Here is a 22,360-nt window from a genome sequence, read left to right on the forward strand (position 1 = left end):
TCCTCTCAAAGCCTGCATGCTCTCACTCTGTCAAAGCAAAAAAGGCCGCCTCCCGCAGCCTTTTCCTCTCAAATTCACCCTTTCGGGAACACCCAAACATGCTTCTCCGGCAGCGAAAGATGGCAGTGCTGCGGATCCCGAACCTCATGCCCATACGCGCGAATGACAAAATCATCTCCCACCGTGCGGAACAGGTACTCCCAGCGGTCGCCGAGGTACATGCTGGTGAGCAGCGGCAGCTCAAGCTGATTTCCCCCTGGCCCCTCGACCACCGCCACGCGTTCGACGCGGATCACCGCCGTGGCTTCATCACCGCTCTGCACCCCTTCACCGGCCTGGCCCCACAGCACCCAGCCTTTCCCCTCGATACGCGCTTTGCCGTCGCGCACTTCGGTGACCTTGCCGTGCAGGCGGTTATTGCTGCCCATAAACTCGGCGGTAAACAGCGTTTTCGGCGAGCCGTACATCTCCTGCGGCGTGCCCTGTTGCTCAATTTTGCCGTTGTTGAGCAGCAGGATGCGGTCGGAAATCGACATCGCTTCATTCTGGTCGTGCGTCACCATCAGCGCCGATAGCCCGAGCTTGATAATCAGCTCGCGCAGGAACACGCGGGCCTCTTCGCGCAGCTTGGCGTCGAGGTTAGAGAGCGGTTCGTCCAGCAAAATCACCGGCGGGTTGTAGACCAGCGCCCGGCCAATCGCCACGCGCTGCTGCTGCCCGCCGGAGAGCTGGTGCGGGTGACGTTTGCCAAGATGGCCCAGACCAAGCTGGTCCAGCACGTCCTGCACGCGCTGCTGGATCTCTTTGGCTGGGACTTTGCGCAGCTTGAGCGGATAGGCCACGTTCTCAAACACGGTCTTGTGCGGCCACAGGGCATAGGACTGGAATACCAGCCCAAGGTTACGCTCTTCCGCCGGGACCTCGCTGCGCGGCGTGCCGTCGTAAACTTTATTATTGCCAATGACAATCGACCCCTGCGTCGGTTTTTCCAGACCCGCAACGGCGCGCAGCAGGGTGGTTTTACCGCTGCCGGAGGGGCCCAGCAGGGAGACCACTTCGCCGCGCTTCAGGTTCATGGAGACACCTTTTAAAACAGGATTGTCGCCGTAGGTTAAGTGCAGATCGTCAACCGCTAATTCAATCATGTATTTTCACTCCGAAACGAAGGGCAATGCCCAGACCTACCACGACCAGCAGGATGTTAATGAAAGAGAGCGCCGCCACGATATCGATGGCACCCGCAGCCCAGAGGGAAACCAGCATCGAGCCGATGGTTTCCGTGCCGGGTGAAAGCAGGTACACACCCGTTGAATATTCGCGCTCAAAGATCAGGAACATCAGCAGCCACGAACCGATAAGACCGTAGCGTGAGAGCGGAATGGTGACGTGGCGGGTGATCTGCCCGCGCGTCGCTCCGGTGCTGCGCGCCGCTTCTTCAAGCTCCGGCCCCACCTGCAGCAGCGTGGAAGAGATAAGCCTCAGCCCGTAAGCCATCCACACCACGGTATAGGCCAGCCAGACGCTGAAAATGGTGCTACGCAGCGAACGCAGCCAGACGATGACGTTTTCACGCATCCAGTCGGTCCAGGCGAACCCGGAAAGCCAGCCGGATTTCAGCGAGTTATCCAGCCACATCGGCAGGAACAGGAACACCCACAGGAACGCCAGACCCGCCAGCAGGCCAGGCACGGCGCGCGGCACCAGCACGCTGTAGTCCAGGAACCGCGTGGTGTTGTCCGGCTTGCGGTGCATGGCAATGCCGACAAACAGGTAGCACACTACGGCCAGCGCGCCGCCAATCACGCCAATCGCCATGGAGTTGACGATGGCGCGCAGCAGGTTGGGCTGCGCCCAGATGGTGCGGAAGGTGTTCAGAGAAAGCTCGTCCCACAGCGAAACGCCCACGCCCCAGTTGGAGATAAACGCGCGCAATACCACGCCGAGCAGCGGAACGCCGATGGTGACGGTGAGCCAGAAGGCAATCACTCCGCCAGCCACCCAGCGCCATTTACCCAGCGGCAGCGCGCGGGCCTGCGAAGCCTTACCCTTCATGGTGACGAAGCGGTTGGCGGTGCGCATCAGGCGACGCTGGAGCATCACCAGCGGGATGGTGATACAGATAAGCACCACGGCAACCGCCGCCATCAGGTTATAGGATGGGGTGCCCATCTTGTTTGTCAGCTTATAGAGATAGGTCGCCAGCACCATGTTGCCTTCCGGGTCGCCGAGGACCAGCATCAGGCCGAACACTTCCAGCCCCAGGAAGAACAGCAGCACGGTGGCGTACAGAATGGACGGGCGCACCATCGGCAGGCTGACGGAGGTCATCACCTGCCAGGGCGACGCGCCCGCGGTGCGCGCGGCTTCTTCCACATCGGAGCCCACGCTGCGCAGCGCTGACGAGATATACAGATAGGCGTGCGGGACGTGCGTCAGGCCGGCAATGACCACAATGCTCGACATGTCGTAAATATTCCACGGCACAAAGCCAATCAGCGCCTGAGCCCACTGGGAGAGAAAGCCCACCGGACCGGCGGCCACCACGTAGCCGAAGCCCAGCACCATCGGTGAAACGAAAATCGGGACCAGGATCAGCGGCTCAATCAACCGGCGACCGGGCAGGTCGGTACGCACCATCAGAAACGCCAGCACGCCGCCCAGCGGAATGGAGATAAAGACCAGCCCGAAAGCAAGAATAAAGCCGCTTTTCAGGGCCTTATAAAAATCAGGGTCGGTGAAAATAAACTCAAATGATTCAAAGCTCCACTCTTTTGACGGCGAAAAGAACGGGGCGGACAGGAAGCTCTGTATCACGATAAACGACAGCGGGGTGTAGATAACCAGGGCGGTTATCAGCACGACGATGCCTCGCGGCAGGCTTTGCCACTTTCTGCGTAATGTATTCATGGGGTATCCCTGGTGTTGCAGCCCAGAAAAACGAACTCAGTCGATAAGGGAGCGCGGCGGCCTGCGCCGCGCTCAGACGCTTATTTACCGGCGGCGGTACGCCACTCTTTGATGTACTCCAGGCGTTTTTTCGGCTGCAGGTATTCCAGCAGCGTTTCATCAACCGGAATTGGCTTCAGCGCGTTGCCGAGGATTTTGGTCAGGCCGTCGATATCATTTTTCCCTTCGATATCGTTGCGAATGGAGGGAATATCCGCCTGATTGGCCAGAATGTTTTGCCCTTGTTCAGACAGCACATAGTCCAGCCACAGCTTAGCGGCGTTGCTGTTTTGCGATTGCTGGCTGATGAATGACACGCGCGACAGCACCAGGGTGTAATCTTTTGGATAGGAAATGCCGAGCGACGGATCGTTCTTCGCGCGCGCTTCCGCGTAGGAACCGAGGATGTTAAAGCCGATCAGGTTTTCACCGGAGGAGACGCGCTCCATCATGGTGCCGGTAGACGACTGCACCGATAAGCCGCCTTTGGCGACGTCGGCCAGGGTTTTGAAGTAATTAGGATCGGCGTTGTGATCCTGAACCGAGAGCATAAAGCCCAGACCCGATTTTTCGATGTCGTAGGTAGTGACTTTGCCCTTGAATTTGTCCGTCTGGCTGGCAATCAGCTTCGCCAGCACGGCGTGAGAATCCGGCACGTCGCCGGCCGGGATCAGGCGCTTGTTGTAGATAAAGACCACCGGCTCATAGGTGGTGCCGTAAGCCTTATCTTTCCAGACCGCCCATTTCGGCAGCTGGCTTTGCTCCGGCGATTTATACTCCATGGCGTAGTCGGTGGCGAGCTTCAGCCCGGTGTCCATAGAGGAGCTCCAGACCACGTCGCCGCTCACGCCGCCGGAGGCCTGTTCGCTGATGAAGCGGTTGTACAGCTCGGTGCTGTTCATGTCGTTGTATTCGACTTTAATGCCGGGATAGGTTTTTTCGAAGCCCTGGATCAGCGGCCCGGCGGCCTTGATGTCGGTGGTGGAGTAAATGACAACCTTGCCCTCTTTCGTGGCGGCATCAACCACTTTTTGATACTCAGCAGGATAGCCCTGCGGCAGGGCAGACAATGCAGAAGCAGAGAACAGTACAGTAGCGGTAAGCAGAGAAATTCGGAACGTGTTCGACATTATAGTTAACCTTTTAGTTACATTTGAGGAACTAATTGTCAACATAGCGTAAAGCGCGCCTCCGACAATAGGGAGGCGCGGGCAATGATTCCGAAGTGTGATTGTCGCCGTCGTTTCAGCAATTAACACCATTAAATCCGCGAACGTTAGCCTGCGAACGGTTTCGGATTACGGTTTATCGGGGAGTTTGCGGTATAACCGTCGCGGATGACCAATATTGCCATACAGCATTTCGACGCTGATTAACCCGCTCTCCACGCAGTATTCAAGGTAGCGACGCCCCGTGGTTTTGCTGATCCCCACGTTCTCAACCACCTCTTCAACCGACATCGCGCTGTCGGGATGCTCGGCGAACAGGCGTTTAATCCGTTCCAGCGTTTGGGGCTCAATGCCCTTCGTCGACGGCGTAATGGAGGCTTCCGCGGCAGGCAGATTAAACAGGCGATCCAGCGCATGCTGGTCGACTACCTTCACCTGCTGCACGGTGTGGATGAAGCGCATAAACCGCTCCAGCGAGGCGTGCAGGCGCTGGAAAAAAACGGGCTTAATCAGGTAGTCAAACGCACCGCTGCGCATGGCGTGGCTGCAGGTCTGCATATCGCTGGCGGCGGTGATGAAGATCACCGAGCACTCATAGCTTTTCAGCAGCGGGTTATCGATGAGCTCTACGCCTTTACCGTCCGGGAGATAGTTGTCCAGCAGGATAAGCCGCGGCTGATGGTGACGAATCAGGCTGCATGCCTGCTCAATCGACGCGGCGATGCCTACCACGCGCAAATGGAAATTCTGCTCGATATACTCGCGATGCAGCTCCGCCAGGTGCGGCTCATCTTCAACTATCACAACGTCAAGTGGTCGGGTCATGCTGTTGCCCATTCGGAATAAACACAGAAAAAATAGTACCCTGCGGCGTGTTGTCGGCAATCTCAATACTGCCGCCGGCCTTGTCGATATATCCTGCCACCAGAAACAGGCCAATACCGTGCTCGGTACCCACAATGTCGTTTTCGCTTTCCGGCTTGCTGCTGAACCCCTGACGGAAAATGTGCGGCTTCATCGCATCGTCCACTCCGCAGCCCCGGTCGGCCACCTCGATCAGCAGCTCCTGGTTACGGTCAGAAATGTAGAGTTCTATCGGCGCGTGAACCGGGGCGTTGAGTGTCGCCTCCACGGCGTTATCCAGCAGGTTACCAATAATGGACATCAGCTCCGTTTCGTTGAGCGCGGCAGGCATGCGGGTGAGATGGCAGGCGGGATCAAACAGCAGCTCGATGCCTTTTTCGCGCGCGCTGACGTATTTTCCGAGCAGCAGCCCACACAGCGCGGGAGATGAAAAACGAGCGGAGACAAAGTCCAGCACGCGCTGCGCGCCTTCGGACTGCACCTGGATGTATCGGATCGCCTCGTCGTAGTGTTTCATCTGCAGTAACCCCACCAGCGTGGCGGTCCAGTTCAGCTGTTCGTGGCGCATAATGCGCAAGTTATCCGCATAGCGTTTAATCTGACTGAGCTGGCTGCTGAGCGTGTTGATGTCATTTTTGTCGCGAAAGCTGTACACCCAGCCGCTTTCAACGCCCGGTTCGACCTCAATGGCTACCCGGTTGACGATCACCTCGCGCTGGTTCAGCACCGCAATCTGGTCGTGGCTCCCGCTGCTCACCGAGGCGTAGCGCTGGGATAAAAAGCCCGGCGCTGTCTGCAGAATGTCCTCCAGCGGTTTACCGATAAGTTCTTTCTCATTTTGCCGAATATCCAGCATTTCGCGTGCCGCGCGGTTAATTAAAATCAGCTGCTTCTCGCCATTAACGGCAAATACCCCTTCGTACATGGCTTCTAATAGGGCGCGCTGCTGCAAGACCAGCTGAGCGATATCTTTCGGCTCCAGCCGGAACATCTGTTTTTTTAAATTGCGGGTAAACAGCCAGGAGAAAATAAACAGCAGCAGCAGAAGCGCAGCGCCGTACAGCCCGGACTGCCAGAGAATGCGGGCGTTAATATTGGCAATATACGACGTAAGATAGCCGACCGAGACAATGCCAATCACCTGATGCTGCGCGTTGAAGATGGGGGCTTTACTGCGTAGCGACACGCCAATCCCGCCCTGACGCACGGAAATAATGGTTTTGCCCTTTAACACCTCGGCATTATCGCCGCCGATCATCGGTAAATTAATACGCTCCGGGGATTCCGAATGATAAAGGTGCTGTTCCTCGGTATCGCCAATCACAATGTAGCTAGCATCGCTTTCGGCGCGAAGCGGCTGAATTAACCGGGCTATTCCCGGAATATCTCTGGCCGCTACCATTGCCGCCAGACCCGGCATCAGCGCGATCTGGCTGGCCTGAACCCGGGCGCGCTGGCCGAGATCGTGATGGAGCTGTCGGTCAATAAAATGGAACAGGATTGTTCCCAGCAGAACTAACAGCAGGCAGGAGAAGCACACCAGCGCTAAAAACAGCTTTACCTGAAAAGAGAGTCTGCGTTTCATTCAACCTGCGGAAGTTATGTAAAAGTGACATTTGCCGAGCCTGACATGGGCCAATAGCGGACGCAATCTGGCGAGAAAAGAGTTGTGACCTGGCTTTTCGTTTTCGGCGTTATAGCCATCAGGATCCCGTAAGGCTATGCTTCATTCAGCACGATAATAATTACAGAGGCAATGTCATGGATAAAGAACTACTGGATGCGGGTTACCGGGCCTATACCGGCGAGAAAATTGACGTTTACTTCAATACCGGGATCTGCAAACACTCAGGTAACTGCGTGCGTGGGAGCGCCAAGCTGTTTAATCTGAAACGTAAGCCGTGGATCATTCCCGATGAAGTGGACGTTGAAACGGTTGTACGCGTGATTGATACCTGCCCGAGCGGTGCGCTGAAGTATCGCCAAAAATAAGCGAGGAACCATGGATATTCTGGAAGGCCATAACAAGTTTTACGTGAATGATGCGAACGGCAACCAGGTCGCGGAGATTGTCTTCGTGCCGACCGGCGAGCATCTGAGCATTATCGAGCACACCGATGTGGATGAGAGCCTGAAAGGGCAGGGCGTCGGTAAACAGCTGGTGGCGAAAGTGGTGGAGAAGATGCGCGGCGAGAACCGTAAAATTATCCCGCTGTGCCCGTTCGCGAAACATGAGTTTGATAAAACGCGGGAATATGACGATATTCGGGCGTAAATCACGCGCCCGGCAACACGCCGGGCACGAGCACGTTTAGCCGACAAACATCACCGACACGCACAGCACGCCGACGATCAGCGTCAGCAGGTTGCCAATGGAGCGGTACTGTTTCAGTGAGGGGATCAGATACGTCGACAGCGTCGGCATGATAAACAGGATCATGGCGATAAGCGGGCCGCTGATGGCGTAAATCATCGAAATGGCGTTCGGGTTAATGCAGCAGACGGCAAAGGTGATTAACGACACCCCCATAATGGAAATCGCGCGGTTAAAGGCGCGGCTCTTTTTCACGCCTGCCTGATTCAGCGACGACTTCACGATCTCCGTCGCTCCTTCAATCACCCCGAAATAGGTGCCGAGGAACGATTTCGACATCGCAATAATCGCCACGACAATCCCGGAAATCCCCAGCCACGCCGGTGAAGAGGGCATCATCGACAGCGCTGACAGGATCGTCACCCCTTCCTCTTTGGCGGCTACAATGTACGACGGCGGAATTGAGAGCAGGCAGCTGAAGACAAAGAACAGCACGCTCAGGCAGATGATCAGGTACGCCACCTTCATGATTTTCTTGCATTTATCCATGGCGCCGTCGGCAAACTTCTCGCGACGGTCAACGGCAAACGTGGAGATAATCGGGGTATGGCTGAAAGCAAACACCATCACCGGAATCGAAATCCATACCTGATGCAGCGTATGGCGATCGAACGCCATCTGGCTGGTCAGCAGCGAGGGTTGCCAGCTCCCGGTCAGATAGAGCGAGACAAACAGAAAATAGGCAATCAGCGGAAACACCAGGAAGCCCATCACTTTTATCGTGATATGGCGTCCCATCAGGAAGATCAGATTCAGGACCAGCACCACGCCCAGGCTGACCAGTACGCGAACGGTGGTATCCACCGTCAGGTGTTTTGCCAGCTGTTCGGTTAACGAGTTGGTGATCGCCACCGCATAAATCTGCACCACCACAAAGAAGGCGATGAAATAGAGCGTGGTGATCAGGTTGCCGATCTTCCTGCCGTAATAGTGCGAAACGGCGCCGGTGATCCCTTCGTTGCCTTTTGTTTTCGACGACAGGATAAATTGCGCCAGCGCCCGGTGCGGCCAGTAGGTTAAGGGGTAGGCCACGAGGGCGGTAATAAACAGGACGATAGCGCCTGCGGAGCCCAGCTGAATGGGCAAGAACAGCGTTCCTGCGCCCACGGCCGTGCCATAGAGAGCGAAACTCCAGAGAGTCTCATCTTTTGACCAAATTTTCGACATTAGAGCAACGTATCAACTATCAAACCATCGGAATGGCGTGCAATTTACCATAGTTATGCCTGAAGAGCGCAGTTGCTTCGACGGAGTCTGGCCGGAACGGGTGTCCGGCCAGAGGCGGTTTAGCCTGCCAGGGCGCGCCGTTGCTGGCGACGCTTAAGAAATTTCTCGCGCAGGCAATCGTATGCCCAGTTATAGAACATGGTGTAGGGCAGGAAGAACAGGAAGAAACCTATTTCCAGCGTTAATGCCTGAAGCAGGGTGACGCCCAGCACGGCGGCGACAATCGACACGCCAATCACAATAAACCCGCATTCGAACCCCAGCGCATGCAGCGCACGCACTTTTGCGGTACGTTTGACGCGCTGAACGGGCCAGAAACGGTCGAAGCCGAAGTTATAAATAATGTTCCACAGCATGGCGGTGGTGGCCAGAACAATGGTCAACCCGCCCATCTCCACCACGGAACGCTGCATTAGCCATGCCGCCGTTGGGGCGAGGATCGCAGTAGCAATCCCTTCGAAACAGACAGCATGAAAGATCCGCTCCGGCAGCTTACGTTGGAGTGCATCCTGATGTTGCATAGTCATAGACCTCATTAATTCGCCGGTATGGGCGTTGATGCAGCCTATTTTCATCGCTAAAGCTGATATATTAAAGATAGTATCCATCGTTAAAGTAGATAGGTTATGCGCTATTCACCCGAAGCCCTTAATGCGTTTGTCGAGACCGTTGCGGCGGGCTCTTTTTCTGCTGCCGCACGCCGGCTGCGTAAAAGCCAGTCGACGATCAGCACGTCCATTGCCAATCTTGAAGCCGATCTGGGCTTTGAGCTGTTTGACCGCTCGGCGCGCCAGCCGGTGTTAACGGCCCAGGGAGAACAGGTGCTGGGCTACGTGCAGGCCATCCTGGCCGCCAGCGCGCGGCTGGATGAGCTGGCGGTGTCGCTCACGGCGCAAACGGAGGCGCGTCTGACGTTTGTCCTTTCCGATACCCTCAACCCGGACGTGCTGGAAGATATGATGAAACAGTTTGACGCGCGTTTTCCCCATACGGAATTCGAATGTCTGATTGGCGAGGAGGAGGACGTGATCGATCTTCTGCAAAAGGAGCGAGCGCAGATTGGCCTCACCGAAGCGCGAGACGGTTATCCTACGGATATAGGCGCCATCCGGTTGCCGATGCAGACCCGCATGGCGATCTACGTCGCGACCACGCATCCGCTGGCCGGACAACATGACGTTCAGCATGACGAGCTGCACGGCTGGCGCGAGCTGCGGCTCAGCACCTATCTTGAGCGCGAGGCTGAGATCGCGCGCGGGCCCGTCTGGTCAGCGCCGAATTACCTGTTACTCTTGAGTATGGCGGTACAGGGATTTGGCTGGTGCGTGCTGCCGTGTGCGCTGGTGGATGAATTTGCCGCCGCGAAATCCCTGGTACAGCTCAATGTTCCCGGCTGGCCGCGGGCGATCGGCATCGATCTGCTGTGGAATAAACGCTCCCCTCCCGGCGTTGCCGGAAGCTGGCTACGGCAGTATCTGCAGGATGCGCGCTGATCCTTGTGATTAAACTCACTATTTTTAAACAATTAAGATAATTGCCAGTAACAATCCTCTACTATCGTCATGTCATTTAACACAGAGGTCGTGATGAAAGATGTCGTAATAGTGGGTGCGTTGCGTACAGCTATCGGCTGTTTTCAGGGAGCGCTCGCGCGTCACTCGGCGGTTGACCTGGGCAGCGTGGTCGTAAGAGCGCTGGTGGAACGCAGCGGGATCGCAGCACATGAAGTTGATGAGGTGATCCTGGGACAGGTCCTCACGGCCGGTGCCGGGCAAAACCCTGCGCGTCAGGCGGCGCTGAAGGGCGGGCTGCCCAATACCGTTTCGGCCATCACCATCAACGACGTCTGTGGCTCAGGATTAAAAGCGCTGCATCTCGCCACGCAAGCCATTCAGTGTGGTGAAGCTGACGTGATCATCGCGGGCGGGCAGGAGAATATGAGCCGCGCGCCGCACGTGTTGACCGACAGCCGAACCGGCGCACAGCTGGGCAACAGTCAGCTGCTCGACAGCCTGGTGCATGACGGGCTGTGGGATGCGTTCAATGACTATCATATGGGCGTGACGGCGGAAAACCTGGCGCGCGAGTACGGCATCAGCCGTGAGGTGCAGGATGCCTATGCGCTAAGCTCGCAGCAAAAAGCGCGTGCGGCGATTGATTCCGGTCGTTTTCGCGACGAGATTGTCCCGGTCAGCACGCAGCGTCAGAGCGGCGAGCGTATCCTCGTGGATACCGATGAACAGCCGCGCACCGACGCCAGCGCTGAAGGCCTGGCGAGGCTGAACCCCGCGTTTGAAATGCAGGGCTCGGTGACGGCGGGAAATGCCTCTTCCATTAACGACGGCGCTGCCGCCGTCATGATGATGAGCGAAAGCAAAGCCCTTGAACTCGATCTTCCGGTCCTGGCCCGCATTAAAGCATTCGCCAGCGTGGGGGTTGATCCTGCGCTAATGGGGATCGCACCGGTCTACGCTACCCGCCGCTGCCTGGAGCGCGCGGGCTGGCAGCTTTCGGATGTGGATCTGATCGAAGTGAACGAAGCCTATGCCGCACAGGCGATCTCCGTCGGAAAAATGCTGGAGTGGGATCCCCTGCGGGTCAACGTTAATGGCGGCGCGATCGCGCTGGGTCATCCTATCGGTGCGTCCGGCTGCCGGATCCTGGTTTCGCTGGTCCACGAAATGAAGAAGCGCAATGCCCGCAAAGGGATCGCCACACTCTGTATAGGCGGCGGGCAAGGGGTGGCGCTGGCCATCGAACGCTAACCTCTTCTCAAACAAAATGACCTCCTCCGGGAGGTTTTTTTTCGCGTCCTTTTTCTCCCGGCGGTTGAATTGTGATCCGAACATCATTTCCGCTATAAACAAAAATAAAAATGAAACGTTGTTTTAAATATAATTGAAAAGCCCACTTTATGCCGATAGTATGTGCTCATTATGAAAAACGGAACGCTGTTTCGTTTATTTCCGCCTTCGGGCATGACCACATCTGGAGGTTACCGTGGACGTCAGAGAAAGCATCCACAGTGCGCACGCCAAAACGCTCGATACTCAGGGGCTGCGCAATGCATTTTTAGTCGAGCAGGTATTCGAGGCCGACAGGTACACCATGGTTTACAGCCATATCGACCGCATTATTGTGGGCGGGATTATGCCCGTCACGAAAAGCGTCTCCGTGGGCGGTGAGGTCGGTAAACAGCTGGGCGTGAGCTATTTCCTCGAGCGTCGCGAGCTGGGGGTGATTAACATCGGCGGGCCGGGCACCATCACCGTAGACGGAAAATGCTATGAGATTGGCCACCGCGAGGCGCTGTACGTGGGTAAAGGGGCGAAAGACGTGGTCTTTGCCAGCATGGACGGCAGCAGGCCAGCGAAGTTTTACTATAACTGCGCGCCGGCGCACTCCACCTACCCAACCAAAAAAGTGACCCCGGCCGACGTCGCACCCGTGACGCTGGGCGACAACCTCACCAGCAACCGCCGCACAATCAACAAATACTTCGTGCCGGACGTGCTGGAGACCTGCCAGCTCAGTATGGGATTGACCGAGCTGGCACCGGGCAACCTGTGGAACACCATGCCGTGCCATACCCACGAGCGCCGCATGGAAGTCTACTTCTACTTCAACATGGATGAGGACGCCTGCGTGTTCCACATGATGGGACAGCCGCAGGAAACGCGCCATATCGTGATGCACAACGAGCAGGCGGTGATTTCACCGAGCTGGTCCATTCACTCCGGCGTAGGGACGAAAGCCTACACCTTTATCTGGGGAATGGTGGGTGAAAACCAGGTCTTTGATGATATGGACCACGTTGCGGTCGGCGATCTGCGCTAGTCGCGGGCGGTGAAGCATAAACCTGCCTGTGAGTGACAGGCTCTGAAAGAGTAAGGAATAAACATGATTCTGGATGCATTCTCTCTGCAGGGAAAAGTGGCCGTGGTTTCCGGGTGCGACACCGGGCTGGGTCAGGGGATGGCGTTAGGCCTGGCGGAAGCGGGCTGCGATATCGTCGGGATTAATATCGTTGATCCGACTGAAACCATCGAACGCGTGACGGCCCTGGGCCGCCGTTTCCTGAGCCTGACCGCTGACCTGCGTAAAATCGATGCCATTCCTGGCCTGCTGGAGCGCGCAGTGGCGGAATTTGGTCACATCGACATTCTCGTGAACAACGCCGGGCTGATTCGCCGCGAAGACGCGATCGGCTTCAGCGAGCGCGACTGGGACGACGTGATGGATTTGAATATCAAGAGCGTATTCTTTATGTCACAGGCGGTGGCGAAGCATTTTATTGCGCAGGGGAAAGGCGGCAAAATCATCAATATTGCCTCTATGCTCTCGTTCCAGGGCGGCATCCGCGTGCCGTCTTACACCGCGTCCAAAAGCGCCGTAATGGGCGTGACCCGCCTGCTGGCAAACGAATGGGCGAAACATAACATCAATGTGAATGCGATTGCGCCGGGCTACATGGCGACGAACAACACGCAGCAACTGCGCGCAGACGAAGAGCGCAGCGCGGCGATCCTGGAGCGTATCCCTGCGGGACGCTGGGGCCTGCCGAGCGATCTGATGGGGCCGGTTGTCTTCCTGGCCTCCTCCGCATCGGATTACATCAACGGCTACACCGTGGCTGTAGACGGCGGCTGGCTGGCGCGTTAATTCCACCCGTATTGAGAACCTCTGCCCGTGGGCGGAGGTTTTTTTGCGCAATAATTGGCTTAGTCCATATCGATAAAGATGAAAAATCCATACTAAAAAATCACTAATGACGGCAATCACACTTTTATTGCTTAATTATTAAATGATTAGTAAAAAAGCGTGATTATTCGCCATGAGTTGAAATTGTAATGTCCATCACAGAACCGCATGCCGTAGCGGAATAATCCATAACTTCGCGATTTCCGGCCTGACACTTTTCCTCGCTTTCTCGTAATTTCAGTTAACGAATTTTGCTGTTGAGGCAGGAAAAATATGACATCGATAAATGACTCTACCCTAATGCCCGCTGCGCTGCGCGATACTCGCCGCATGAACCAGTTTGTCTCCATTGCCGCCGCCGTGGCGGGCCTGTTATTTGGACTGGATATCGGCGTCATTGCCGGCGCATTACCGTTTATTACCGATCACTTCACCCTCAGCAGTCGCCTGCAGGAGTGGGTGGTGAGCAGCATGATGCTCGGCGCGGCCATCGGGGCGCTGTTCAACGGCTGGCTGTCGTTCCGCCTGGGGCGCAAATATAGCCTGATGGTCGGGGCAATTCTGTTCGTTGCCGGCTCCATTGGCTCGGCGTTTGCCGCTAACGTTGAAATCCTCCTGCTCTCACGCGTGCTGCTGGGCGTGGCGGTGGGGATTGCGTCCTACACGGCGCCGCTTTATCTCTCCGAAATGGCGAGTGAAAACGTGCGCGGCAAGATGATCAGCATGTATCAGCTGATGGTCACGCTGGGTATTGTGCTTGCGTTCCTGTCTGATACCTACTTCAGCTACAGCGGCAACTGGCGCGCGATGCTGGGCGTGCTGGCCTTACCGGCACTGGTGCTGATCGTGCTGGTGATTTTCCTGCCAAACAGTCCGCGCTGGCTGGCGCAAAAAGGGCGTCACGTGGAGGCGGAAGAGGTCCTGCGCATGCTGCGTGATACCTCGGAAAAAGCGCGCGAAGAGCTGAACGAGATCCGCGAAAGCCTGAAGCTGAAGCAGGGCGGCTGGGCGCTGTTTAAGATCAACCGCAACGTGCGCCGTGCCGTCTTCCTCGGCATGTTGCTTCAGGCGATGCAGCAGTTCACCGGCATGAATATCATCATGTACTACGCGCCGCGCATTTTCAAAATGGCCGGATTCACCACTACGGAACAGCAGATGATCGCAACCCTGGTGGTCGGGCTGACCTTCATGTTCGCCACCTTTATTGCGGTATTCACCGTGGACAAAGCCGGGCGTAAACCGGCGCTGAAAATCGGTTTTAGCGTAATGGCGATCGGCACGCTGATTCTCGGCTACTGCCTGATGCAGTTTGATAACGGCACGGCCTCAAGCGGGCTTTCCTGGCTTTCTGTCGGTATGACCATGATGTGTATCGCAGGTTACGCGATGAGCGCCGCGCCCGTGGTGTGGATCCTGTGCTCCGAAATTCAGCCGCTCAAATGCCGTGACTTTGGCATCACCTGTTCCACGACCACCAACTGGGTGTCGAACATGATCATCGGCGCGACGTTCCTGACGCTGCTGGACGCGATTGGCGCAGCGGGAACCTTCTGGCTCTATACGGTGCTGAACGTCGCATTTATTGGCGTCACGTTCTGGCTGATCCCGGAAACCAAAGGCGTGACGCTGGAACATATCGAACGCAAGCTGATGGCTGGGGAGAAGCTGCGGAATATCGGCTTGCGATCGTAATGCCTGTTTAAGCGTTCAACACAAGTCAGAGTTGGTAAAATGGTTAGTCATTACAATAATAACGTAATGAAATTCACTACCAACTCTGGCAGGGAAGGATGAATAGAGGGATTTGAACTTATGATAATTCTTAGGATAATGTATCATCGGAACACCGCTGTTATTTGCGCAACATGAAACGCATCCTAAAAAGAAGAATGTCTATGTCTGAGATGGATATCAAAAAAAGCACCGATCTTGATTTTCCCCGTTATGCCTCCCCGGTAATACACGCTAAAGAAATTGATCTTTTCGGTTTATTAGCGGTCCTTTTGGCGGCCAAAAAACGCATTGTCACCATTACCCTTGCTTTTGCACTGGCGGGGCTGGCCATTTCATTTTTACTGCCGCAGAAGTGGACCAGTAAAGCAGTGATCACTCAGGCAGAATCGTCGCAGTGGAACCCGCTGCGCCAGATGATGGTAGCGTTGCAGGTACTTGACGTGGACGCGAAAATTTCCCGTCCGGAAGTCTTTGACATGTTTATTAAAAAGTTTCAGTCGCAGTCATTGCTCGAAGAGTACCTGAAATCCTCTCCTTACGTGATGTCACAACTTAAAAATGCCGAGGTGGATCCGCTTGAGCTGCATCGGGCGATAGTTAACATTTCAGACAGAATGAAAGCGGTGAATGACGCTCAGGGAAAAGACGCGGATAAAGCGCCTTTTGTCTCCTGGACATTGAGCTTCACTGCGCCGACAGCTGACGATGCGCAAGCCGTCCTGAATGGATACATCGATTATATCGCGGCTATTGTTGAAAAAGAGACGGTGCAGAATATCCGCAACCAGATCGCCCTGAAAAAGAACGTCGTTGAGCAGCAGCTGGAACTGGATCGTGTCCGTCTGACCAATATTCACAATACCAACCTGCAGCGACTGAATTATTCGCTGGAAGTGGCGAATGCCGCAGGCATTAAGAAACCGGTTTACAGCAACGGGCAGGCCGTAAAAGATGACCCGGATTATTCCGTTGCACTCGGCGCTGACGGTATCGCGCAAAAGCTGCAGATCGAAAAAAATCTGAAGGACGTGACCGAGCTGAATGCGGATTTCCAGAACCGGGAATACCACCTCGCACAGCTGAAAAAGCTCTCCTTTGCCGATGTTAAACTTGAGCCATTCATATACCAGCTTTCTCCCTCCATGCCGGTGAAAAAGGATGGCCCGGGCAAGGCTCTGATTGTCGTTCTGGCGGCGCTTCTGGGGGGCCTGTTTGCCTGCGGTAGCGTTTTACTGCGCGAGGCGATGCTCGCCCGTACTTCGCCGCCGGAGCCGGTAGCGGAATAAGCTCTGCAGTTTAAAAAGGCGCTGAATACAGCGCCTTTTTTTATGTGCATCGGTTGTGTTAAAAATGAAACACAGATAAGGAGGGATGATGAAAACGATCGGCCTGTTAGGTGGAATGAGCTGGGAATCGACAATCCCTTATTACCGCCTGATTAATGAAGGGGTAAAGCAGCGTCTGGGCGGTCTGCACTCCGCAAGCCTGCTGCTGCATAGCGTTGATTTCCATGAAATCGAAGCCTGCCAGTCGAGCGGGGAGTGGGATAAAGCCGGGGAGATCCTGGCCCAGGCGGCGCTGGGGCTGGAGCGCGCCGGCGCCGAGGGTATCGTGCTTTGTACCAATACCATGCACAAAGTGGCGTCGCATATTGAGAACCGCTGCGCGCTGCCGTTTCTGCATATCGCGGACGCAACCGGGCGTGCGATTGCGGCATCCGGGATGCGCCGCGTAGCGCTTTTGGGGACACGCTACACCATGGAACAGGATTTTTATCGCGGGCGCTTGCACAGTGAATTTGGGATCGAGAGCCTGATCCCGGATGAAGAAGATCGGGCGCGCATCAATCAGATTATCTTTGACGAGCTCTGCCTCGGTACCTTCACCGAATCTTCCCGCGCGTATTACGTCAGCGTCATCGATAAACTCGCGCAGCAGGGGGCTGAAGGGGTGATCTTTGGCTGCACCGAGATTGGCCTGCTGGTGCCGGCCGAGCGAAGCCCCGTCCCGGTATTCGATACCACCGCCATCCATGCCGCGGATGCCGTGGCGTTTATGCTGTCATAACGGGTTTTGCAGGTCAGGTAAGCGAAGCGCCACCTGACGCGCGTGCTCCTTTAAGTGTTCGGTGAACGCGTCCACCAGCGCGGAAGCCGGACGGTGCAGCGGGCGGATCAGGCTCACGGTGAACGGGACGGAGACGCTAAAGCGGCGGATGACGATCCCGCTTCCGGCATAGTCCAGCGCCGTGAGCGGATTCACCACCGCGACGCCGACGCCTGCACGCACCATCGCGCAAATCGAAGCCGCGCTGTGCGTTTCCACCACCATTCGCCGTTTGACCTGATGCTCGGCAAATAGCGTATCCAGCAGCTGTCTGTAGCTGTCGGTCTGCGAAAGGCTAATGTAGTTTTCCCCGTGGAAATCCTCCGGTGTGAGCACCGCCTTACCGGCAAGCCGATGCCCGGCGGGCAAAACGCACACTTCATCTAACGAGATCAACTCCGTGCGTGCCGTTCCCGCCGGCGTGGAGAGGGTTTCGGTTAAGCCTAAATCATGACGCTGGGCCGAAAGCCACTCTTCAAGCAGGGGGGATTCCTGAGGCACAATGGTGAGGCTGACCTCCGGGTATCGGGCCAGAAAGGGCTGCAGCAGCGTCGGCAAAAAGGATTGCGAAAAGACGGGCAGGCAGACGATCGAGAGCTCGCCCTGGCGAAACTCGCGCAGGCTTTCCGCAGCACTCACTATTCTGTCCAGTCCGTACCAGGAGCGCTGGACTTCCTCGAAAAGGCGTAACCCCTGCACCGTCGGGTGAAGCCTGCCCCGGGTACGCTCGAACAGCTTCAGCCCCAGCACTTTCTCGAAGCGGGCCAGCTCGCGGCTCACCGTCGGCTGCGAGGTATGCAGCATCTGTGCGGCTTCGGTGAGATTGCCGGTGGTCATCACGGCGTGAAAAATCTCAATGTGGCGTAAATTGACGGCGGGCATAGGGCACCTGAAAGCAGATAACTGTCCATATCATTTTTGCATAGACTCGCGATAAAACGATATTTTTTATTCTCTTTGCGCTGTGGCGTAATCATGAAAACGCATTTACCCGGAGAAGACCATGCCACGCCCGCTGAACCAGACTGATACCGATTTGAACGCCGACAACCTGCTGCGCCTGCCCGCCGAGTTTGGCTGCCCGGTGTGGGTCTACGACGCGCAGATCGTTCGCGAGAGGATCGCCGCCCTGCATCAGTTTGACGTGGTGCGTTTTGCCCAGAAGGCGTGCTCAAATATTCATATTCTGCGCCTGATGCGTGAGCAGGGCGTGAAGGTCGACTCCGTCTCGCTTGGCGAAATCGAGCGCGCGCTGGCGGCCGGATTCGATCCGAAAGCCGACGGCGACGCGATCGTCTTCACCGCCGATGTGATCGACGATGCGACGCTTGCGCGCGTCCACGAACTGCAGATCCCGGTGAACGCCGGTTCTGTGGATATGCTGGAGCAGCTGGGTCAGGTTTCTCCCGGCCATCGCGTCTGGCTGCGCGTGAATCCGGGCTTTGGTCATGGTCACAGCCAAAAAACTAATACCGGCGGCGAAAACAGCAAGCACGGGATCTGGTATGCCGATATGCCTGCTGCGCTGGAGGTATTACAGCGCTACGGCCTGAAGCTGGTGGGTATTCATATGCACATTGGCTCTGGCGTCGATTACGGCCACCTGGAGCAGGTGTGCGGCGCGATGGTGCGCCAGGTTGTCGACTTCGGTCAGGATCTGGAGGCGATCTCTGCCGGTGGCGGTCTCTCCATTCCTTATCGCGAAGGCGAAGAGGCGATCGATACCGATCACTATTACGGTCTGTGGAGCGCTGCGCGTGACCAAATCGCCGCGCATCTGGGTCACGCGGTGAAGCTGGAAATTGAGCCGGGTCGTTTCCTGGTGGCGGAAGCCGGCGTGCTGGTTTCGCAGGTGCGTAGCGTCAAAGAGATGGGGTCTCGCCACTTCGTCTTGATTGATGCAGGCTTTAACGATCTGATGCGTCCGTCCATGTACGGCAGCTATCACCACATTACCGCCCTGGCCGCCGACGGCCGTGATTTAACGCAGGCGCCGCGCGTTGAGACGGTCGTTGCGGGCCCGCTGTGCGAATCGGGTGACGTGTTTACCCAGCAGGAAGGCGGCAAAGTGGAGACCCGCGCGCTGCCAGAGGTCAAACCGGGTGATTATCTTGTGCTGCATGATACCGGTGCCTACGGGGCGTCGATGTCATCTAACTACAACAGCCGCCCGCTGCTGCCGGAAGTGCTGTTTGATAACGGCAAGGCACGGCTGATCCGTCGTCGTCAGAACATTCAGGAACTGCTGGCTTTAGAACTCATCTGATGAAAGTACGGCCCCGTTGTAACCGAATCGCGTAACACCAGCGTGCCGGTAAACGGCGGGATGGCATCGACCGGCTGGTTTTTTGACAGCCGGATCGCCTGATCGATGGCCGTGACAATCATATTGTCGATGGGCAGATAAACCGATGAGAGCGCAGGCTCCAGCCATTTCGCGCTTGGGGCATCGTCAAAGCCGAACAGTGAAATATCTTGCGGAATTTTAATCCCTGCCTGGTGTAACGCTTTGGACGCCCCCAGGGCCATATCGTCGTTACAGGCAAACAGGGCGCTAAACGGCACACCGTCGGCAATCAACTCCTTGCACAGCTCGTATCCCCGCGTCATTCCCGCATCGCCGTACTTTATCCGACGCTCGTCCAGGCGAATGCCGTGCTTTTCCAGCGACTTACGGTAGCCCATCAGCCTCGCTTTCCCGGTTGGGGTGTGGATCGGAACGGTGATACAGGCGATCTCCCGATGGCCCTGGGCGATCAGGTAATCCACGGCCTTAAATGCGGCATCCTGCTGTTCGAAAAACACGCAGCGATCCGGCGCCTGGCTCACTTCGCGGTTAATGACCACCAGCGGCGTTTTCACGGTGTTCATCAGTTTGACGATCGCTTTTTCGCTCATGTAGCGCGTGTAAAGCACGATGGCATCGCACTGGCGATCGGCCAGCATCTGCACGGCCTGTTCTTCCTGTTCCGGCGCGTCGTGACCGTCGGTGACGATCAGCTGTTTCCCATGAGTTTCCGTCTGCCGCGACGCCTGCTGGAGGAGACGACCAAAGTAAAAGCCGTCGAAGGTCGAGACGACCAGGCCAATGCTGTTGCTGGTCTGGTTAGCCAGCGAACGCGCGAGAAAGTTCGGGCGATAGCCCAGCTCTTCCATCGCAGCAAAGACCTGCTGACGCGTACTCTCTTTAACCTGACCTGTGCCGTTCAGCACGCGCGAGACGGTAGCCTTCGACACGCCCGCACGCAGTGAGACATCCAGCATTGTTGCCATTCTACATTCCTGCTTCCACGTAATGATTTGCAGTTTAACACAGACCTCACGGCGTATAAGCGATGCGGGAAGCGCAAAACTTCTGCCACGATCACGCTTTTTGGTCACGATTCGTCTGGCCTGCGTGAAGTAAAACTAAATAGTCTGACTCTGGTAAAATAATCGCCGAACCGGGCTGGGGCGACAGGCCAGCAAAACATGAGAAAACGCAGGTGAAACGTGAAAAAGAGTGTCATCCTCCCGCTTTACCAGGCACCGCACTATGCGGAGCAGGTCACCGACTGGCTCTGGCAGGCCTTTGGCGAAGGGCTTTCTCGGGAATTTTTCCACAGCATTATTGAGCACAGCCAGACGCCGGGAGCATTACCGCTGACCTTTATCGCCGTAGAAGACGAACAGCTTGTTGGTACGATAGGGCTTTGGCGCTGCGATTTGATCACCCGTCAGGATCTCTTTCCGTGGCTGGCGGCGCTCTACGTTGACGACGCGGCGCGAGGCAAGGGGCTGGCAGGAAAGCTACAGCAGCACGTTATTACCTGGGCCGCGCAGGCGGGATATGAAGAACTGCACCTCTGGTCTGCCTGCCGCGACTTCTACGAACGTTACGGCTGGCAGTATATCGGTGATGGGCTGGAATACCCCAACACCCGGGTTCACCTCTATCGTTATTCGCTCTGCGCTTCCGCAGGCGATGCTACGGAGTGACGGCGAACCAGCGTCGGGCTAAACAGATGCGTAATATCCGGCGGCTGGCGCTGTTCAGCCAGCGCTAGCGCCAGCTCGGCGGCCTGCGTTGCCATGGTGATAATCGGGTAGCGCACGGTGGTCAGACGCGGGCGCACGTAGCGAGAGACCAGCACGTCATCGAAGCCAATCAGCGAAATTTCTGCCGGTACCTCAATCCCGTTGTCATTCAGCACCCCCATTGCCCCTGCGGCCATCGAGTCGTTATAGCTGGCAACCGCCGTGAAATTTCGTCCGCGACCGAGCAGCTCGGTCATGGCCTGTTCACCGCCGCTCTCATCCGGTTCACCGTAGGCCACCAGACGGTCATTACACGGCAGGCCGTTTTCGCGCAGGGCGTCGTAGTAGCCCTGCAGGCGGTCTTCCGCATCAGAAATCGGATGATTGGAACAGAGATAGCCAATCCGGGTATGACCCTGTTGAATCAGATGACGGGTCGCAAGCCAGGCGCCGTAGCGGTCGTCGAGGGCCACACAGCGTTTTTCAAACCCGGGAATAATGCGGTTGATGATCACCATTCCGGGCATCTGCTTCATCAGGTGAATCAGCTCGGCATCTGGGATCATTTTGGCGTGAACCACCAGCGCGGCGCAGCGGTGGCGGATCAGCTGCTCGATGGCCTGGCGTTCTTTTTGCTCATTATGATAGCCATTGCCGATCAGCAAAAAATTGCCAGTCTGGTAAGAGACCTGTTCAACCGCTTTCACCATGGCGCCGAAAAAAGGGTCAGAAACATCACCCACCACCAGCCCAATGGTTTCGGTGGACTGCTGGGCAAGCGCGCGGGCATTGGCATTGGGATGATAATTCAGGGATTCCATGGCCGTTTGTACCGCCTGGCGCGATGCGTCACTGGCTTTCGGGGAGTCGTTAATCACTCGAGAGACGGTTGCCACAGACACACCTGCCAGACGGGCCACATCCTTTATTGTCGCCATTCATTACCTTCTTATTGGGGGTAAGCGTTTACACACCAAATAGTGTTGCGGAAAAGCGCCGCGCATTCAAGGGGAGCGGATTTTCGCTCTCCACAAACGTGATGCAGGACAACACTGGTAGTGTAAGCGTTACACGCGCAGTCATGTCTGAAGAATGTCAATTTGAACCTTTGGTTACACTTTGCGTCAGGCTGTTGCGATTGTCTGATAGCGGGCACGTTAACAGGATTGATACAGTCGAGATCCCAGAGGTATTGATTGGTGAGAATTCTTAGTACGGT

21 protein-coding genes are annotated in these 22,360 nt (G+C 56.3%); 11 read left to right on the plus strand and 10 right to left on the minus strand.

Translation table 11 applies throughout. The features are described from left to right. Positions 1–74 precede the first annotated feature (74 nt). The 5 genes from UTM25_RS13550 to UTM25_RS13570 all read right to left on the minus strand — a co-directional run bounded on the left by UTM25_RS13550 (position 75) and on the right by UTM25_RS13570 (position 6,564). Positions 75–1,145 carry an ABC transporter ATP-binding protein gene (locus UTM25_RS13550; protein WP_194401252.1) on the minus strand — a complete coding sequence of 357 codons (1,071 nt, stop codon included), beginning with the start codon at positions 1,143–1,145 and terminating at the stop codon, positions 75–77. Beyond that, positions 1,138–2,907: an ABC transporter permease gene (locus tag UTM25_RS13555; RefSeq protein ID WP_023309073.1), complete on the minus strand. Its 1,770-nt coding sequence runs from the start codon at positions 2,905–2,907 to the stop codon at positions 1,138–1,140. Before UTM25_RS13555 ends, UTM25_RS13550 begins: the two co-directional genes overlap by 8 nt. An 80-nt stretch (positions 2,908–2,987) precedes the next feature. Next, positions 2,988–4,076, minus strand: coding sequence for an ABC transporter substrate-binding protein (locus UTM25_RS13560; protein ID WP_194401251.1), 1,089 nt, complete (start codon positions 4,074–4,076; stop codon positions 2,988–2,990). Positions 4,077–4,244: 168 nt separating this feature from the next. Beyond that, positions 4,245–4,940 (minus strand): response regulator, encoded by a 696-nt coding sequence (locus tag UTM25_RS13565; protein WP_194401250.1) that lies wholly within the window; start codon positions 4,938–4,940, stop codon positions 4,245–4,247. Then, entirely contained in the window at positions 4,924–6,564 is a 1,641-nt protein-coding gene (locus tag UTM25_RS13570; protein ID WP_194401249.1) for a sensor histidine kinase, read from the minus strand. The genes UTM25_RS13565 and UTM25_RS13570 overlap by 17 nt, the downstream gene beginning before the upstream one ends. A 176-nt stretch (positions 6,565–6,740) precedes the next feature. Between UTM25_RS13570 and yjdI the strand changes: the two genes are divergently transcribed. Both yjdI and UTM25_RS13580 read left to right on the plus strand, forming a co-directional pair. After that, positions 6,741–6,971 carry a 4Fe-4S mono-cluster protein YjdI gene (gene yjdI / locus UTM25_RS13575; protein WP_008499689.1) on the plus strand — a complete coding sequence of 77 codons (231 nt, stop codon included), beginning with the start codon at positions 6,741–6,743 and terminating at the stop codon, positions 6,969–6,971. Between the two features lie 10 nt (positions 6,972–6,981). Next, entirely contained in the window at positions 6,982–7,254 is a 273-nt protein-coding gene (locus tag UTM25_RS13580; protein ID WP_008499687.1) for a GNAT family N-acetyltransferase, read from the plus strand. A 36-nt stretch (positions 7,255–7,290) separates the two neighbouring features. On the opposite strand, the gene UTM25_RS13585 is transcribed toward UTM25_RS13580, so the two are convergent. Next, the gene (locus UTM25_RS13585) at positions 7,291–8,520 is read right to left on the minus strand and encodes an amino acid permease (protein ID WP_194401248.1); all 1,230 of its coding nucleotides are present in this window, start codon (positions 8,518–8,520) and stop codon (positions 7,291–7,293) included. Between the two features lie 119 nt (positions 8,521–8,639). Next, positions 8,640–9,101, minus strand: coding sequence for a multidrug/biocide efflux PACE transporter (locus UTM25_RS13590; RefSeq protein WP_194401258.1), 462 nt, complete (start codon positions 9,099–9,101; stop codon positions 8,640–8,642). Between the two features lie 105 nt (positions 9,102–9,206). Here UTM25_RS13590 and UTM25_RS13595 point away from each other — a divergent pair, with 105 nt between their 5' ends. The 7 genes from UTM25_RS13595 (at position 9,207) to UTM25_RS13625 (ending at position 17,085) form a co-directional block, all read left to right on the plus strand. Next, positions 9,207–10,073, plus strand: a complete 867-nt coding sequence (locus UTM25_RS13595; protein ID WP_194401247.1) for a LysR family transcriptional regulator — start codon at positions 9,207–9,209, stop codon at positions 10,071–10,073. 93 nt (positions 10,074–10,166) lie between these two features. After that, the gene (locus UTM25_RS13600) at positions 10,167–11,345 is read left to right on the plus strand and encodes an acetyl-CoA C-acetyltransferase (protein WP_126785823.1); all 1,179 of its coding nucleotides are present in this window, start codon (positions 10,167–10,169) and stop codon (positions 11,343–11,345) included. Positions 11,346–11,580: 235 nt separating this feature from the next. Next, positions 11,581–12,417: a 5-dehydro-4-deoxy-D-glucuronate isomerase gene (kduI, locus tag UTM25_RS13605; protein WP_194401246.1), complete on the plus strand. Its 837-nt coding sequence runs from the start codon at positions 11,581–11,583 to the stop codon at positions 12,415–12,417. Between the two features lie 63 nt (positions 12,418–12,480). After that, positions 12,481–13,242: a 2-dehydro-3-deoxy-D-gluconate 5-dehydrogenase KduD gene (kduD, locus tag UTM25_RS13610; RefSeq protein ID WP_194401245.1), complete on the plus strand. Its 762-nt coding sequence runs from the start codon at positions 12,481–12,483 to the stop codon at positions 13,240–13,242. A 312-nt stretch (positions 13,243–13,554) separates the two neighbouring features. Further along, positions 13,555–14,976 (plus strand): sugar porter family MFS transporter, encoded by a 1,422-nt coding sequence (locus UTM25_RS13615; protein WP_194401244.1) that lies wholly within the window; start codon positions 13,555–13,557, stop codon positions 14,974–14,976. Positions 14,977–15,179: 203 nt separating this feature from the next. Then, a complete protein-coding gene (gene wzz(fepE), locus UTM25_RS13620) occupies positions 15,180–16,304 on the plus strand; it encodes an LPS O-antigen length regulator Wzz(fepE) (RefSeq protein WP_194401243.1) in 1,125 nt (374 codons plus the stop codon). An 88-nt stretch (positions 16,305–16,392) separates the two neighbouring features. Next, a complete protein-coding gene (locus tag UTM25_RS13625; protein ID WP_063439911.1) occupies positions 16,393–17,085 on the plus strand; it encodes an aspartate/glutamate racemase in 693 nt (230 codons plus the stop codon). Here the strand turns inward: UTM25_RS13625 and UTM25_RS13630 are convergent. Beyond that, complete coding sequence (locus UTM25_RS13630; RefSeq protein WP_194401242.1) at positions 17,080–18,006, minus strand: LysR family transcriptional regulator; 927 nt, start codon at positions 18,004–18,006, stop codon at positions 17,080–17,082. The genes UTM25_RS13625 and UTM25_RS13630 overlap by 6 nt on opposite strands. 121 nt (positions 18,007–18,127) lie before the next feature. Between UTM25_RS13630 and lysA the strand changes: the two genes are divergently transcribed. Beyond that, positions 18,128–19,390 carry a diaminopimelate decarboxylase gene (gene lysA / locus UTM25_RS13635; RefSeq protein WP_194401241.1) on the plus strand — a complete coding sequence of 421 codons (1,263 nt, stop codon included), beginning with the start codon at positions 18,128–18,130 and terminating at the stop codon, positions 19,388–19,390. Here lysA and UTM25_RS13640 read toward each other — a convergent pair. After that, entirely contained in the window at positions 19,360–20,397 is a 1,038-nt protein-coding gene (locus tag UTM25_RS13640) for a LacI family DNA-binding transcriptional regulator (RefSeq protein WP_194401240.1), read from the minus strand. The genes lysA and UTM25_RS13640 overlap by 31 nt on opposite strands. Positions 20,398–20,616: 219 nt before the next feature. Here UTM25_RS13640 and UTM25_RS13645 point away from each other — a divergent pair, with 219 nt between their 5' ends. Beyond that, positions 20,617–21,102 carry a GNAT family N-acetyltransferase gene (locus tag UTM25_RS13645; RefSeq protein WP_194401239.1) on the plus strand — a complete coding sequence of 162 codons (486 nt, stop codon included), beginning with the start codon at positions 20,617–20,619 and terminating at the stop codon, positions 21,100–21,102. Here UTM25_RS13645 and galR read toward each other — a convergent pair. Beyond that, complete coding sequence (galR, locus tag UTM25_RS13650; RefSeq protein ID WP_023309052.1) at positions 21,063–22,079, minus strand: HTH-type transcriptional regulator GalR; 1,017 nt, start codon at positions 22,077–22,079, stop codon at positions 21,063–21,065. The genes UTM25_RS13645 and galR overlap by 40 nt on opposite strands. Positions 22,080–22,360: the final 281 nt, after the last annotated feature.

The sequence above is a fragment of the Enterobacter sp. 61D5 genome (assembly GCF_034107965.1).
Classification (GTDB): domain Bacteria; phylum Pseudomonadota; class Gammaproteobacteria; order Enterobacterales; family Enterobacteriaceae; genus Enterobacter; species Enterobacter cloacae_M.